Source organism: Stenotrophomonas sp. Steno-Z1, from assembly GCF_056393175.1.
The window spans coordinates 1-14,878 of sequence record NZ_JBWJPB010000010.1 but is presented as its reverse complement, the minus strand read 5'-3'; the positions used below and the strand labels follow the sequence as shown (position 1 = coordinate 14,878).

Annotated in this window: 13 protein-coding genes; 2 read left to right on the top strand and 11 right to left on the bottom strand. The window is 66.9% G+C overall.

Going from position 1 to position 14,878, the window contains the following annotated elements; translation table 11 throughout:
* Positions 1-7: 7 nt before the first annotated feature.
* The 9 genes from frmR to AC06FD_RS18445 form a co-directional block, all read right to left on the bottom strand.
* Positions 8-283 carry a formaldehyde-responsive transcriptional repressor FrmR gene (frmR, locus tag AC06FD_RS18485; protein WP_256777333.1) on the bottom strand — a complete coding sequence of 92 codons (276 nt, stop codon included), beginning with the start codon at positions 281-283 and terminating at the stop codon, positions 8-10.
* A 93-nt stretch (positions 284-376) separates the two neighbouring features.
* On the bottom strand, positions 377-1,021 hold the full coding sequence (locus tag AC06FD_RS18480) for a response regulator (protein WP_478078586.1): 645 nt from the start codon (positions 1,019-1,021) through the stop codon (positions 377-379).
* A 121-nt stretch (positions 1,022-1,142) separates the two neighbouring features.
* A complete protein-coding gene (locus tag AC06FD_RS18475; protein ID WP_478078585.1) occupies positions 1,143-1,388 on the bottom strand; it encodes a hypothetical protein in 246 nt (81 codons plus the stop codon).
* Positions 1,389-1,415: 27 nt separating this feature from the next.
* The gene (locus tag AC06FD_RS18470) at positions 1,416-1,802 is read right to left on the bottom strand and encodes a type IV pilin protein (protein ID WP_478078584.1); all 387 of its coding nucleotides are present in this window, start codon (positions 1,800-1,802) and stop codon (positions 1,416-1,418) included.
* Complete coding sequence (locus tag AC06FD_RS18465) at positions 1,789-5,493, bottom strand: pilus assembly protein (RefSeq protein WP_478078583.1); 3,705 nt, start codon at positions 5,491-5,493, stop codon at positions 1,789-1,791. Before AC06FD_RS18465 ends, AC06FD_RS18470 begins: the two co-directional genes overlap by 14 nt.
* Complete coding sequence (locus AC06FD_RS18460) at positions 5,490-6,050, bottom strand: pilus assembly PilX family protein (RefSeq protein WP_478078582.1); 561 nt, start codon at positions 6,048-6,050, stop codon at positions 5,490-5,492. The genes AC06FD_RS18465 and AC06FD_RS18460 overlap by 4 nt, the downstream gene beginning before the upstream one ends.
* On the bottom strand, positions 6,047-7,003 hold the full coding sequence (locus AC06FD_RS18455) for a PilW family protein (RefSeq protein WP_478078581.1): 957 nt from the start codon (positions 7,001-7,003) through the stop codon (positions 6,047-6,049). The genes AC06FD_RS18460 and AC06FD_RS18455 overlap by 4 nt, the downstream gene beginning before the upstream one ends.
* A gap of 23 nt (positions 7,004-7,026) precedes the next feature.
* The gene (gene pilV, locus AC06FD_RS18450) at positions 7,027-7,500 is read right to left on the bottom strand and encodes a type IV pilus modification protein PilV (protein ID WP_478078580.1); all 474 of its coding nucleotides are present in this window, start codon (positions 7,498-7,500) and stop codon (positions 7,027-7,029) included.
* Positions 7,497-8,099 carry a GspH/FimT family pseudopilin gene (locus AC06FD_RS18445; protein ID WP_478078579.1) on the bottom strand — a complete coding sequence of 201 codons (603 nt, stop codon included), beginning with the start codon at positions 8,097-8,099 and terminating at the stop codon, positions 7,497-7,499. The genes pilV and AC06FD_RS18445 overlap by 4 nt, the downstream gene beginning before the upstream one ends.
* On the opposite strand from AC06FD_RS18445, the gene AC06FD_RS18440 reads away from it, so the two are divergent.
* Complete coding sequence (locus AC06FD_RS18440; protein WP_478078578.1) at positions 8,092-8,862, top strand: response regulator transcription factor; 771 nt, start codon at positions 8,092-8,094, stop codon at positions 8,860-8,862. The genes AC06FD_RS18445 and AC06FD_RS18440 overlap by 8 nt on opposite strands.
* Before the next feature lie 22 nt (positions 8,863-8,884).
* Here the strand turns inward: AC06FD_RS18440 and AC06FD_RS18435 are convergent, their stop codons facing one another.
* Positions 8,885-9,553 carry a response regulator gene (locus tag AC06FD_RS18435; protein ID WP_478078577.1) on the bottom strand — a complete coding sequence of 223 codons (669 nt, stop codon included), beginning with the start codon at positions 9,551-9,553 and terminating at the stop codon, positions 8,885-8,887.
* Positions 9,554-9,718: 165 nt separating this feature from the next.
* Positions 9,719-12,043 (bottom strand): ATP-binding protein, encoded by a 2,325-nt coding sequence (locus AC06FD_RS18430; protein ID WP_478078576.1) that lies wholly within the window; start codon positions 12,041-12,043, stop codon positions 9,719-9,721.
* Between the two features lie 341 nt (positions 12,044-12,384).
* Here AC06FD_RS18430 and AC06FD_RS18425 point away from each other — a divergent pair.
* A partial coding sequence (locus AC06FD_RS18425; protein ID WP_478078575.1) for a beta strand repeat-containing protein occupies positions 12,385-14,878 on the top strand: 2,494 nt, incomplete at its 3' end.

Sequence of the window (14,878 nt, the reverse complement as noted above, 5' to 3'; positions counted from 1 at the left end):
CGCGCGCTTATTTCAGGTAGGAACGGATCAGCGCGCTCATGTCGCGCACACGCTCGGCGCGCTGCGCATCGGACTGCGCCGGCTGGCCGAATTCTTCTCGCAGGTGGGCTTCCATCACCTCGGACATCAGCCCGTTGACCGCCCCGCGGATGGCGGCGATCTGCTGCAGCACCGGCGCGCACTCGGCACCGCCTTCCAGCGCCCGGTCCAAGGCGTCGCACTGGCCGCGGATACGGCGGACGCGGGCAAGGACCTTCTTCTTTTCTTCAGGGGAGTGCGGCATGGGCCGAGGACCGGCGAACTATACTGGGGGATAGTATACATGGACCGCCGTTGACCTCAAGGCAGCCCTCGGGCGATTAGCTCCAGCGCGGGCTTAGCCAGTGAAACGGTGCTCCTTGAGATAGCGGTGCAGTTCCACGTCCCCGTGCAACCCCAGCTTGCGCATGGCGTTGAGCTTCTGGTGACTGATGGTGGCCACGCTTCGAGCCTGGCTTCTCGCGATCCCGCTCACCGTGCGCCCGTCTGCCATGAGCCGCAGCACCTCCAGCTCGCGCGCGGTCAATTCGGGGCGACCCAACGAAGGTGGCCCCTCCAGCCCGAGCAGTCCCTTCCTGAGGCTCGCAGCCACGTAGCGACGTCCTTGGAACGCCATTAGCACCGCCGTCGGCACTTCGTCGAAACAGGCGCCTTTGTCGACCAGCCCAAGCACGCCGCAGGCCCGCGCAACTTTCAGGATATCCGCGTTGGTGATGACCGAGAACAACACGATCGGCAGGGTCGGGTACAACTGCCGAATGCGGGAAAGCATGGTCAGTCCATCCGGCTCGGGGCCCATCGGCATGTTCAGGTCGGTCAGCAGGACATCACAGGACACCGACTCCAGCAGCGGACTCAACTCGGCGGGCGAGCCGGCTTCGGCCACCACCTCGGCCATGCCGTCGCGGTGCAGCATGGCGCGCACTCCGACCCTTACCACCGGGTGATCGTCGGCGACGATCACCCGTAGTGCCTTGGACATCACCCGCCGCCTCCCTGTCTGGTCGTTGTTCACAGCTGCCGGCATCCGCGCCTTGCGTGATGCCAGCAATCAAGATGGGGAGGGGCTCCCCGCCCCTCCCCGGAGTGCAACAACACGAACCTCAGTGCTGCCATCCCCAAAACCGCTCCCCCGCATCCTTTTTCGGAAAGCCCGTGCCACGCTCGGACAGCGCGCGCAGGAAGCGCGTCTGCAGATCGAGGATGTCCACCTGTCGGCACCGGCAGATCAAATGCTCTTCCCCACAGATCATCTGCAACGAGAACCAGTAAACGCCGTTCTCCTCGACCACCGCGCTGACTGCCAGCAGCCGCATCGGGTCGATCAACCAGCCATCGCAATTAATCATGCTGTCTCCTGCGCATCATGCCCGTCGCTACCAGCACCGTGGCTCGGCCGGTGACCGTGCACCGGCCTGGTCCAGGCCGAGCACGCCACACGCCATATCGCCGGAACCCGGCAGTGGAATCGCCTCAAGCTGGTAGCCGGCGCGCGTCCCGCGCACCTCGATTCGGTAACCACCGAGCTCGCCGGTGCACGGCGCAGCGGGTGCACCTACGTAGCTGAATATCCGGGTCCGCCAGCGCTCTTGCACCTGCGCCTGGTCCATCAGGCAGCTGATCGCGGCCATGCGTCGCGCCTTGACAACATGCATCTGGTAGCGCGGCATGGCGATGGCCGCCAGCACCGCCAGCACCAGCACGACCACCATCAGTTCGATCAGGCTGAAGCCGGCGTGCCGCGAACCCCTAGTCGTCGCCATCGGACCCCATCCACAGAACTTCCCGCCAGCTCACCCGCCGCACGGTGTTGCCGATGGTGCGCGTGACGACCCCCGTCGTGCTGCCATCCTGGAGCGACACGCCAAGCCAGTCGCCGATGAACGCCGGGCCGTTGGGGCCCTGCCCGACCTGGTAGCCGGACGAGGGCACGGGCGTGCCATCGGCATCGACCAGGTCGCCCGGCCCTCCCACCACGCCGTCGCCGTCGAGGTCGAAGAAACTCTCATCCAGACGCCCGCCGGTGAACGGATCGATCGCCATCAAATAGCCGCTGCCACCGGGCGCACAGGGATTGCCGGGGTCGGGGGTGCGCGTGGTGCCGACCAGCACCCGCCCACGGAACTGATTGGCCACGATCATCCGTTCACCGGCCGGAGCGCGCCCCGGCGATTGCAGGTCCAGCACCCAGCCATCCTCGCCAGGCGCAGCGTTTTTCTCGATCACCCGCCCGCCACCGGCTTCGGCGAGGATGCGCGTGGCCTTCAGCGTGGCACGACCGGCAATGCGCCGCCCCCGATCACGCAACCCGTACCAGGACTGCAGCGTGGTGTCGGCCAGATCCTGCGTCTGCATCAGCACCCCGGTCCCGACGAACACCCAGGTCACACCGTCGGCCGGATTCTGCGCCACCAGCGGCGCCGTGGTGATCGGCTGCGCGCCATCCGGGCCGACCGCGGTAAACAGCCGCTCGCTGCCGCCATCGAGCAGCGAAAATCGGTACAGGTTGCCGTGCAGATCGCCGGCATACGCGGTCTCGGCGAATCCATCGCGGTCGGCGTCCCACAAGCGCGGCGCGGACATGCCGTTGCCGCCCCCGTCGCCGGGCGCGTGCACGGTCAGCTCGCCACTGGCCAATGCCAGGGTGAACAATCTTGCTGCGCCATCGTTACTGTCCGGCCCGTTGCCCAGCACCACCCGCCAGTCGCCGTCGGCGACCTGCCCTACCAGCGGCTTGCCGATGCTCGCGCCCATCCCGGGAAGTGCCTTGGCATCGCGCTGCCAGAGCAGCGATACGTTGTCAGGATCGGTGACGTCCAGCGCGAACACGCCGCGCCCCCCACGCCCCAGTGTGCCGACCAGCACCGTGCGCCACGCGCCGTCGAGATAGGCATCGGCGACGGTCAGCTCGCCATCCACCGAATAGCGGTGGTCGTAACCTTCACGGGTGTAGTCGAACAACGGCGGCCCGATCGCTGCGGCCGGCAGGAACGCGAGCGTCTCCGCGCCCGACGCTGCATCGAACCCATGCAGGAATCCGTCATTGGCACCGACATAGACCACCGCGTGCCGCCCCTGGTGCGCACGGACGAATGCGCCATAGCCCTGTGCCCCCGCAAACTGCCGCCCGGCGTACAGACGTGCGTTCGGCGCTCCCACATAGACCGGCGCCGAATTGACGATGTCGCCAAGTACGCTGGAACGTACCCGGAACCCCTCCTTGCCCTCATGGCTGCGATCACCTGACAGGTACTCCAGCACCCGCGCCTCCCGGAGCGCGCGTTGTGCCTCAGGCGCCAGCGCCGACCAGGCCAGATCGACCAGGCGTCCCCCACGCTCGACCCGCAAGGTGCGCTGCCGCCAAGGGCGCGCATCCAGCTTGGCCGCCGCACTCCAACGCGCCTGCGGCTCGATCTGGCCGGTCTTTGTCTCCACTGCGTGCGCGGCAACATCGCCGCGCCAGCTGCCGCTCTGGTAGCTGGCCGCGTAGATCTGGTCGCCGCCGTCAGCCGACCCCGCACTGGCGGCCAACGCACTGGCCGATCCCCGCTTCTCCTGGACGATGGATTCGAACGCCTGCTTGAGGCTGTCGACCATGCGGGTGGCATCGGACGCGGTATAGAACGTATCTGGCCGCCGCTCTCGCGCGTCGCCGTTGACATGGTCTCCGTTGCGCCACCACAAGGCCGGGTCGAGCGGGGTTGCGGCCGCTGAAAACGGGTCGAAGCCAGACGGCACGCTGAAGCCACCGTACTTGGCGGCAAGCAGGTATTGGTTGCTGCCGATCTTGTAGTCACCGGTTTCAACCACGTCCACCCAGTAGGTACTGGCGGTCTGCAGGCCGCTCATGCCGTTGCTGCGGCCGTCCGGCCGCAGATCGGTGGTATGGGCAAGGTAGGCCAACGCCGCGATGTAGGCCGAGTTGGCCTGCCCCGCCGCGCCATTGAACGAGGCCGCCCGCGCCTTGCTGGCGGCCGTCGACGCGCTCATGCCCTCCATGCGGAACACCTGGGTCATCGCCCTGACCACATCGAAGCTGGTATCGCCGGCTACCGCCTGCGGCTTTGACCAGGTCTCGCCGACCGTGCTCGTCGCCCCGGGCAGGTTCTTGTCGTTCCAGGTGTTGGTGTCACCGATGCCCAGCAGCACATTGCTCTGGCAGCTGTACTGGAGCGGATCGTCCCAGGTCTGGATGACCGGGAAGCCATCCGCCTGGCGCCGCCGCGTCGTCGCATTGCCCGACAGCTGGCTGAAGCTCGCCACGTTGCCCACGCCGCGCAGGTAGCGCAGCGCGGCGTAGTACAGCTCGCTTACATTGTCATGGTACTTGGGCGTACGGCCGGTCTTCATCTGGCCGAACTTGTTGAGGTAATTGATCACTCCGCTGTCGACGACGCCGCCGCCGGTTGCCGTTGCATCGGCCGGATCCGGATTCTGCTTCTGCACACCGGTCACTGAGTCCCACTCCACGTTCGGGTTCGGGACCGGTTTGAACGGATCGTGGCGCAGCGGCCCAATGAACTTCTGCCGCGCCCGCAGCACACCGCCATCGGGCGCCACTTCATAGCCGCCCTGGTCGTGCGGATTGGGACCACCGTTGTTGATGTATCCGAAGATGCTGTAACGCAGCCGGTCGCTGTAGGCTTGCAACAGTCCCTCGGGCTTTGCGGCGCTGGCATAGGGCTGGCAGTTGTCCTCCAGCCCCACGCTGGCGTCGCAGACCTTGACCCTTACGCTCACCTCGTAAACCCGGGCCATGTCACCACCCGGACCCTCGCTGAGCGGCTGGCGCGGATCGTCGGGGTTGTAGGCCGTGGCCGCGGCCGTACTGTCGATCGGGCCGGAGGCGGTGAAGAACATGCGTGCGCCCAGGCCATGGACGCGGGCGCGGAAATAGCCCCAATTCGCTGGTGTCGCCGCTACCACCCGCGAGGCAATGCTGCCGGCGGCAGGCAGGCGCCGGGTCGGGAAGTTTGCACTGCGTGCGGCGACGGAGAAGTCCGCCTTCTCCAGCCAGGTTTCCGTGGGCGTATCGCGGACACGGTAGCCACCGGTCAGCGCTTTGCGGAATGGATCGATGGTCTGCGTGGCAGCCCAGTTTAGGAAGCGTCCGTCCCATGCCTTGCCCGGGCAACCCGCCGACGTCCGCATCCCCATGGGCGCGAAGTGGCGTTCCGGCTCGCTCGCGGCGTAGTGGTAGCGATAGCACTTGTCCGGATCGAAGTAGCCGACATACCGGGTGGTGGACACATAGTCGCCGAGGTTGGCTGCACTGATGATGGTGGGGAATTCCACCGAGGGCACCAGCACCAGGTTGCCCGGCACCCGGATTCCCGATTCCAGCGGCGCCTGCGCTACCGCGGCCAACGCCGAGGGGCAGCAGGGCATGAGGTGCAGCAGCACCCCGGCAACTGCGGCCTGCCTGATCCAGGCCATGCGGCTCGGGCGGCTCATTCGCGCACCACCGTGGTCTGCAGGACCACGGCCGCACGGTCGGGCGCTGCCACGGGATCGGTGCCGCGCGCCACCACGCGGTAGTACTCGGCCTCGACACGCCCGTTGCCGACCCCGTAGTTGGCTTCGTCGCCCAGGCCCAGCACCACGTCGGATTCGCGCCGCCCCATGTACTGCACCGCGTACTCGGGCGCGCCGGCGCTGCTGGCACCGGTCTGGATGTCTTCGCTGGCCACCCACGGCAGCCCGCTGTCCTCCGCTGCCGGCCCTTGTGGGTAGGCAGTGCACGCCGGCGGGAGCGTCGTGTCGATCGCCGAGCAATCCACGCCGATGGCCTGCGTGCCGAAGCTGGCACGCTCGATCGCGCGTTCGGCCTCACGCAAGGCCGATTCGGCATTCTGCAGCGACACCGCACGGTCGCGCAGACCGCTCACCATGCGCTCCTCGAACAGGCCGGTACGCAAGCTCAACGCAGCCATGATCGAGACCAGCAACAACAGCACGAGAACGAAAAACAGCGCGGCTCCGCGCTGCCGAACGGGAAGGGAACGCTTCACGGGGTACGGCTCCTGATCTGGAAAGTCTGCTGGAACGACCGCACCACGTCCTCGGCCGCGTTGCGGCCCGCGCGTGCGCGCAGGACCAGGTGGACATGCGCGCCGACAACCTTCGACCAACCCGCGTCACCGACCTGCGATGCAGGGATGTAGCGGTCGCTGCCGTCCACCAGGTAAGTAATCTCGAAACGGTCGACATCGGCTACCACCGGGCTCTGGGTGACCGATGCGCCATCGATGACCACCGCCCGCATCAGCGTGGGGCGGCCGTTGGTGCCCGTGGCGACGAACCACCGCACCTGCTCGGGTACTGCGAACGCGGTGTCCGTCCCGTGTGGATGCCACGCACCCGGTGCGTCGCCGACGGAGGCACATCCGCCGATCGCGCTGAAGTGCCCGATGCAGTTCTCCGGCGTGGCGTGTCCAAGCGCGGCACCGGTCGCGGTCACCCGCACGATGCTCGCCACCTCGAAATCGCAGACCAGCAAAGGGCTCCCCAGCACAGGCGGTTCTGCGCCACTCAGCGGCAGCGGCGCATCCGAGGTCGCGCGCGCCTCGACCGCGAGCCGTAGCGGTCGCATCCGCCACAGACGAACCGCGTCGGTGCCCTGCAGTCGCTCGCCCGCGCCGGTCCCCACCGGCACCGTGGGCGAGAAGAACGTATCGGCACCATCGCCGGTCGTGCCGCGCACCGGCTCGGACAGACTCTGCCAGAACGGTGCGTCACGCTCTGCCATCAGATTGAAGGGAGCCCGGGCGCTGTCGCAGACCAGGTCGCCGGCGCCGCGCAGATCCCGGCCAACCAGTCCCAGCGCAAGGCGCCCGCCTTCCTGGACCCGTGCCAGCGCGAGGCCGCTGAGCGTGGTCGCACTGGTGGACAGGTACACCCGGCCGCACACCGATATCACCAGCAACGCGATCAGCATCCCGATCATCAGCTCGACCAGGCTCATGCCCTGCTGCACTGTCCGTGGCGTCATGGCGCAATCCCGAGGTCGACCACGACCGGGGCAGGCACGTGGGCCGCCTCTGCACGCGCATCGTTCCAGCTCACCCGCACTTGGCAGACTCTGTTGTCGCATCGCACCTGCCCGCAGACATCGTCGCCGTCGCCGATGCCCTGCCGCAGCGCGTCGATCCAGGCATGCAGGTCGCGCTGGGCCAGCGAGTCACCGGGCAGCGGGCCAGCCGACGCGCAGCGCATGCCATCAGTCTGGTACTCGCCCCGCAGCGACGCCGCGCGATTGGCACGCATCGCCTCCCCCAGGCTGATGCCGGCCAACACCGCGGTGGTGCGCTGCTGCGAGCCCTGTGAACGTCGCAGTACCGTGGCCTGGGTGAGCGCCATGCCAAGCACGGCCACCGACAACAGCAGCACCGCGATCAGTACTTCGATCAGACTGGATCCGCCGATCGCACGACGTCCGGCAGGCGCCCGCCCGCCCTTCATGCGCACAGCCCCTGCGCATCGGGATCCAGGCGGATATGCACCCCTCCCTCCACCCACATGCGCAGGCGGGCACGATCATCGCGGTCGCAGAAATCCAGGCTCCCCGCCTGGATCGTGCCGTCACCACCGTGCAGGGCGCCGTCCGGCGCCATCATGCCGCCGGCCGCGAATGCACCCGCGGCAACCACCACGACCTGCGGTGGCACCGTTCCTTCACGAACCACCTCGCCCGCAGCGGTGCGCACGATCCAGCGGTTCCAATCCTGACCCGCGCAGGCAAGGCCATCGGCGGATGCGCACAGCCTGACCGGCTGGTTGCGGCGGATCGACTCGGCCCGTGCGAAATGCAACGTCGCGAGCAGTTCATTTGCACTGGCGCTGACCCGGTTACGGGCCAGCATCCCGGCGAACGACGGCACTGCGATGCTGGCGATGATCGCCAGGACCAGCAGGGTGATCAGCACCTCGATCAGGGTCAGGCCATCTTGCGGGGGGGGAAGGTGCGGGTTGCGACGCATGCGCTCGCGGGTTCCGGTGAAGAGCCGCGGAGCATAGGCCCAGTGCACGGCGACGCCTATCTGAAGAGTTGCAGTGGACATCATTTTCGAAATCGTTCGCCCCGGCGACGTCGAATCCGGGCACGGGATGCCGGACGCATTTCGAATTCCTTCGATGCGGTTGGGCGCGATCGCGCACTACAGTCCCCCAGGTGCAACGACGGGAGAAACAACGATGGTGCCCAATACACGCGTGGTCCTCATGGATCGGCATGCATTGGTGAGAACGGGCTTGCGGCAGTACTTCGACCGACTCCATGGGATGGCCGTCACCGAGGACTTCGCCTCACCGGACGATCTGCTACCGCACCTGCACCGGCACCCGGTGGACGTGGTGGTACTCGACTGCTTTCAACGGGAACACGCAATGCCTGCCGACGTACTGCTCACCGCGATCCGTGCCTGCTCCGGCTGCCGGATCGTGGTGTTCAGCATCGAAGCCAGCAGCAGCGCGGCGGCGATATGCATCCGGGCAGGCGCCGACGCGTTCCTCGACAAGCGCGAACAGGTGGCCACGCTTGCCTCAACGATCCGGTCGGTAGTGGAGATGGTGCCGCCGCGACGTGCCTGTGCGGACGTCGGCTTGCTGTGCACCGGCCTGGGCACGCTGAGCGGACCGGAGGCCGACGTGATGCGACTGGTGGCCAAGGGCATGGGCACCGTGCAGATAGCCCAGCGGCTGGGCAAGGCGCGCAGCACGATCAGCGCGCACAAATGGCATGCGCTGGCGAAGTTGCAGGTGCGCAGCGAGCTGGAGTTCCTGAAGCTGCTTCCCCCCGGCTTCCAGTGGCCGGGGGCGGGCTAGCCACCCCCGCCTGCTCCACGCGTCAGGGTTTTTCGAGCAGGTTGCGGATCTTGAACAGTTCGGCGTCCGAGCGAATGCCCAGCTTCTGGTAAGCGGACTTTTTCTGCGTGCTGATGGTGCTCATCGCGCGCGAGAATTTTGCCGAGATGTCACTGGTCGACATACCGTCCAACGTGCACCGCAACACCTCATGCTCACGCGGTGAAAGTGCCTCGGCAACCTGGCCTGGCACCACGTTGCGCACCGGCGGCGCGCCACTGAGCTCGTCCAGCTGCTCACGCATCGTCGCAGGAAGGTAGGTACGGCCACGGGCGATCTGGTCGATGGCGTCGATCAGGTCGTCAGGTCCCTGGGTCTTGGACAGGAAGCCGTTCACGCCCGCCTGCAGGGTCAACGCGACCGTGGCCGGGTTGAAATGCGAGGAGAGGACGAGCACCGCTGTCTCGGGGTAACGCAGCTTGAGCGCCCGCAGCAGGTTGACCCCGTCCACTTCCTGGGGGCCGAGCGAGAAGTCGACGATGGCCAGATCGATCTTCTCGGTCGAGGTAGCCAGTGCCTGGATCAGGTCACGTGCAGTGGTATAGGTCCCCAGGACCTGGACATCCGGGATCCCGGCCAGGCGTTTCACGATCCCTTCGATGACGATGGGATGGTCGTCGAGCAACACAATGCGATACAGGTCTTTGCGCATGAAGGGGTGCCTAGGGGCCCGCAGGTCCGACGAGCGGAAACTACACCACTTTGTGATGCCCATCATGCAAACACCGTGAACGCGTCAGTTATTCAAGCGAGTCAAGGCGCCAACTCCGTCATCGCACGGGCCGCAGCGCGCTAAAAACGACATAACGAATGGACCTCACACCCCCTGGCGTGAAGCGGCCTCGATCGCCAGTCCCAAGGCCGCGACCTGGTGTGCGGTGGGCAGCTCCCCCGCCGCCGCCCGGGATTCAATATCCTGCGCATTCAGTGCGACAGCATCCAGGGAGAGCATCAGCGCCGCCCCGACCAGACGGTGCGCGTGGTGGCGGGCGAGGGCGAGTTCCTCATCCTGCGTGGCCCGCTGCAGGGCCGCCAGGTCTTCACGCAGCAGTGCCATGTGATCAAGGCCGGTCGGCGCCAGGCCACGGTTGTCCGACCGCGCGTCGGGGTCAAGGTGGATCGGCCACAGTTCCAGCGTACTGCGCAGTTCCTCGAGGCGCAGCGGCTTGCGCAACACCCCGTCCATTCCGCTGCTCAGGCATTCGGCAAGGTGTTCGGCGCCGGTGGACGCGGAAATGGCCACGATGGGCAGGTGCGATCCACTGCCGGCCAGCGCCCGTATGCGGCGAGTGGTCTCATACCCGTCCATTCCCGGCATGTGGCAATCCATCAGCACCAGGTCGAAATCGTGCGTGGCAATGGCCTCCAGGGCGCCCCCCCCGCTGCCCACCAGCGTGGGGCTCACCCCGAGTTCGAGCAACTGCTCGCGGATCAGCGCCCGATTGCCCGCGTGGTCCTCCACGACCAGCACTCTCCCCTGCCGCTGGACGAGACGATCGCCTGCCCCATGCGCGTCCGGCTCTCCGGATACCGCGACGGGCGTGGCCGCCGGCTTCCTGCCGGGCGCCATCAGGTCGACCGGGACGGTGAATGCCACCGTGGTGCCGGTGCCGGGGATGCTGTCCAGCGTTATCTTTCCGCCCATCAAGTCGAGCAGCTCGCGGCAGATGGTCAGGCCCAGGCCGGTACCGCCGAATTCACGCGTGGTGGACCCGTCCGCCTGCGAGTAGGCCTGAAAGAGCCGTGTCTGCTGCGCTGGCGCGATACCCACGCCGGTGTCGGTGATGCGCACGTGAAGCGTCGGCCTGGCACCGGCGGGATCACGCACGATGTGCGCGTCGACGTTGATGCAGCCGCGGCGAGTGAACTTGACCGCGTTGCCGAGCAGGTTGTTGAGTATCTGGCGTAGCCGGGTCGGGTCCAGCGCGACCAGCTCGCCGCCGGGATGGTCGATGTCGAGATTGACCGACAGCCCTTTCTCCTCGGCCCGCGGGCGTGCAAGCGCAACGGCATAGGTCAACAGTTCCGTGAGATCGGTCGGGAGCTTCTCCAGAGTGAGCTTTCCCGCATCCAGCTTGGACAGGTCCAGCACATTGTCGAGCAGATCGATCAATGCTTCGGCCGCCAGCGTTGCGCCATCGACGAATCCGCGCTGCCGTGCATCCAGCGGCGTCCTTCCGAGCATCTCCACCGAACCGAGCATGGCATTGATCGGCGTGCGGATCTCATGGCTCATCGTGGCCAGGAAGCGACCCTTGGCACGCTTGGCACGAAGGGCTCGGCCGCGTTCTATGCGCGCGCGCCACGCAAATACCGCGAGCAGCAGCATGCCGAGGGTCGCCATGATCAACTCGACCCGACGGTACTTGAGGATCGACCACAGCGTAGGCGCGCCGTAGTCAGCCTGGGACAGGTACTGGTTGTACATCGCGTCGCTTTCATGCGCCGAAATGGACTCCAGCGACTTGTCGATGATCGAGTGCAGCAGGGGCTCACTGGACCGCACCGCCATCTGGGCGTGGTAGGGCGGAAGGTTGAGCATGCTGGACACCCCCAGGTCGCGCCCGTACTTGCGCTGCAGCAGCGGCATCAACGTGGACTCGGTCCCGACAGAGGCATCCACCTGGCCCGCCTGCAATGCCTGAAGGCTCTCCTCGGGGCTGCGTACCTCGACGGGGATCACCCCGGGTTGAAAGTCCGTCAGCGTCTTCTGAACATCAGGGCCACCGCGTATGGCGACTCGCTTGCCGCGCAATGCATCCTTGCCGAAGGTGGCGTTGGCGTCCCCCTTGGTGACGAAGATCAAGGGGCTGGCAAAATAGGCCTGCGTGTAGCGCAGTTGGCGATCAACTTCCTTGCGTACCGTCGCGGGGCTTGCGTTCGGGAACAGGTCGACCTTCCCGGCCAGGAAGGCATCCTGCGACTCATCCCATGTACGTGAGGGCATCAGCTGGAAGTGAATCCCGCTGCGGCGGGACACCTGGTCCAGGTAGGCGGCGATCAGTCCCCGGTACTGACCGTCGTCCACATCCTCCAACGGGCTGATGCTCGGGGCACCGGCGTAGTAGACCACCGGATGGCGCGCGATCCAGTCCCGCTCGGCCGGTGTGAACTGCGGGGTAGAGGCCGATGCAGTCGACACGCTGGCGACCATAGCGACCATCAGCGACCCAAGAAGATGTCGCATTCGGCCCGCAATTGTTCTTACGAGGCACGCCGGCATGGGCTCTACTCCTGCATTGGCTGGGGGCAGCGACGGGGTGCCCTGTCGCGCCCACGGTACCGCCAAGCAAAGGGGGCCGCAATCGAGATGCGTTTGCATGATGGTCCGCATTTCCGCCGGCAGATAAACACGCACTTAATGCGACGGTGGCCGGGTCCACGCCCCACGCCGTCCATCCGCGTTTTCGAATGAATTCGATACGGCCAGCCTGCGCCACTCCCTATCGTTCGCCCCATCACTTCAACCCAAGGGCGATCGCCATGACTGTTTCCCGCTTGTCCCGCCGCACCTTATCGCTGGCCGTTGCCGGCGCACTGTTGACGTCATGGCACGCCGGGGCGGCGCCCGTGGTTGCCGACGGCGTCCACGTCGATGTCCGCGATACGTTCGCCGAGGGTAATCCGGTGGACTGGAACCATGGCCTGTCGGCCGTCAACGGCGGCACCATCACCGCCACCAATGTCACCGCCACCGGTACCGGTGCGAACTTCTCCCATGGCGTGCACGCCGAGGGCGCTGGGAGCCACGTCGATTTCACTGGTGGCAGCGCCAGCGCATCGGGGATGAACAGTAATGGCGTGGGCGTGCGGGAGGGCGGCAGCGCCACGATTACCGGTACGACGATCAGCACCAGCGGAGACGTCAGTGCCGGCGTTCGCGCGATCAATGCCGGTTCGACCGTCACATTCTCCAACGTGGACGTGTCGACGGGTGGTTACGGTTCTCACGCCCTGCTGGCCATGGATGGCGCCAGCATGCTGGGCGGCGGCGCGCGACTGGATACGCGCGGCGACTTCGCCGACGGCGTGCATGTGCTGGGTGGAGCGGTGTTCCGCGGCAGCCAGCTCGATATCCACACGACCGGCGAGCAGTCACGTGGCGTGGCCACTGGTGATGCCGGATCGCTGCTGTCCATCACCGACAGCACCATCTTCACCGAAGGCCTGCGCTCACACGGCGCGCGTGCGCGCGACGGGGCCGTGCTGGAAATCAGCGACACCCAGGTGACCACGCGCGGCGCCGCCAGCAAGGGTGCGGAGTTCGAAGGCGGCATCGGCATCATCAAGGGCTCCTCGTTCGACAGTACCGGTCATGCGCTGGACGTGTGGAAGGCGGGCCAGGCCGACGTCCTCGACAGCAGTTTTGCCACCGTGCTGGAGGGTGCCTACGGCATGCGGGTAATGCAGGACGGTACGCTGACGGTGGCGGGAAGCCAGGTCACCACCAGTGGCCGCGAGGCCGTGGGGGTGACCGCGCGCACCGGCGGTCACGCCGAGCTGGTCGATACCACCATCGAAACCCATGGCGACCTGGCCCATGGCATCGACGTGCGCGACGGCGGCACGGTGATCGCGCGCAACGTGGCGATCACCACCCAGGGCGCCAACATGGCCTACGGCGTCAACGCGGACGGCGTGGGCTCGGAGGTGGATTTCACGGGAGGCTTGATCGTCACCGAAGGCGAGTCGTCGAACGGCGCTGCTGCGCTCAATGGGGGGCGCGTGGTCATGGACGGCACCCGCATTGCCGGCCAGGGCGACTACATCGCCGGCGCCGTCGCCGAACTCGGCGGCCAGATGGATGTGCGCAATGCCAGCATCGTGCTGCAGGGCGGCTCCACCCAACATGGGGTGGACAGCCGGGATGCAGGCAGCCAGCTGGACGTCCGCGATACCCGCATCGATATGTCCGGCGAGAACGGCTCGGGCATGTTCGCCAATCTTGACGGGCGACTGGATGCGCAGCGCGTGGAGGTCGTCACCCGCGGCGATCGCGGCGACGCCGTTCGCCTCGGCAACGGCACGGTAACGGTCAGGGAGTCCACCTTGTCCACCACCGGCATCAACGCCAACGGCGTGAATACCAACGCCGGTGGCACCGCGACCGTGTCCGGCACCGATATCCGTACTGCTGGCAGCGGCTCGCACGGCGTCAAGGGCAGTGGTACGGCTAGTGCCACCACCCTGCTCGGCGGCACTGTCACCACGTCCGGTGCGGCCTCTCGCGGGGTCCAGGCAGACCGCGGTGCGCACGTCCGCCTGGACAGCGTTGCCGTGCAGACCGGCAGCACCACCGATGGCAAGGATTCGCACGGCATCTACGTCAGCACCGCCGGTACGGCGGCCGTGGCCAACACCTCGATCCGCACCCTGGGCGAGCGCTCGCGCGGCCTGCTGGCCGACGGTTCCGGCAGCACGATCAGCGGCACGAACGTGGCCATCGAGACCACTGGCTACCAGTCCTACGGCGTCCTGGCGCAGGCCGGCTCCGGCGTGGACGTGCAGGGAGTGCGCATCGAGACCAGCGGCCAGAATGGCCACGGCATCGTCTCGCTGTCCGGCGCCACGGTCACGGCCACCGATGCGTTCGTCGAGACCAACGCGCTGTCGGCCTATGCACTCTCGGCTGGCACCGGCGCCAGCATCGGGATCGATCGCGGCACCGTGCGCGCGCTGGGCGACAGTTCGCTGGCCGTGCTGTCCGTCGCCAATGCCGGCGAGACCACGTCGGTCGCCCTTGCCCACACCGACGTATATGCCGAGCAGGCCACCACCTTCCAGGTGCGCGGCGACGGCATCAATGACATCAGCCTGCGTGGCAGCCGTGCTGCCAGCGGCAAGGGCAACCTGCTGCGCGACGCACTCGATGGCAGCGGCACCGTCAACTTCAGCGCGGCCGCCTCCGAGCTGGACGGGGACATCGTCTTCAGCGAGGGCTACACCAGCAACCTCATCCTCGGGGAAGGCACTCTGT

Excerpts from the sequence above, each read along its gene's own strand:
- AC06FD_RS18445 (WP_478078579.1), bottom strand. The coding sequence starts at position 8,099 with ATGTCCACTGCAACTCTTCAGATAGGCGTCGCCGTGCACTGGGCCTAT.
- pilV (WP_478078580.1), bottom strand. The coding sequence starts at position 7,500 with ATGAAGGGCGGGCGGGCGCCTGCCGGACGTCGTGCGATCGGCGGATCC.
- AC06FD_RS18480 (WP_478078586.1), bottom strand. The coding sequence starts at position 1,021 with ATGTCCAAGGCACTACGGGTGATCGTCGCCGACGATCACCCGGTGGTA.
- AC06FD_RS18465 (WP_478078583.1), bottom strand. The coding sequence starts at position 5,493 with ATGAGCCGCCCGAGCCGCATGGCCTGGATCAGGCAGGCCGCAGTTGCC.
- frmR (WP_256777333.1), bottom strand. The coding sequence starts at position 283 with ATGCCGCACTCCCCTGAAGAAAAGAAGAAGGTCCTTGCCCGCGTCCGC.
- AC06FD_RS18435 (WP_478078577.1), bottom strand. The coding sequence starts at position 9,553 with ATGCGCAAAGACCTGTATCGCATTGTGTTGCTCGACGACCATCCCATC.
- AC06FD_RS18470 (WP_478078584.1), bottom strand. The coding sequence starts at position 1,802 with ATGGCGACGACTAGGGGTTCGCGGCACGCCGGCTTCAGCCTGATCGAA.
- AC06FD_RS18455 (WP_478078581.1), bottom strand. The coding sequence starts at position 7,003 with ATGAGCCTGGTCGAGCTGATGATCGGGATGCTGATCGCGTTGCTGGTG.
- AC06FD_RS18475 (WP_478078585.1), bottom strand. The coding sequence starts at position 1,388 with ATGATTAATTGCGATGGCTGGTTGATCGACCCGATGCGGCTGCTGGCA.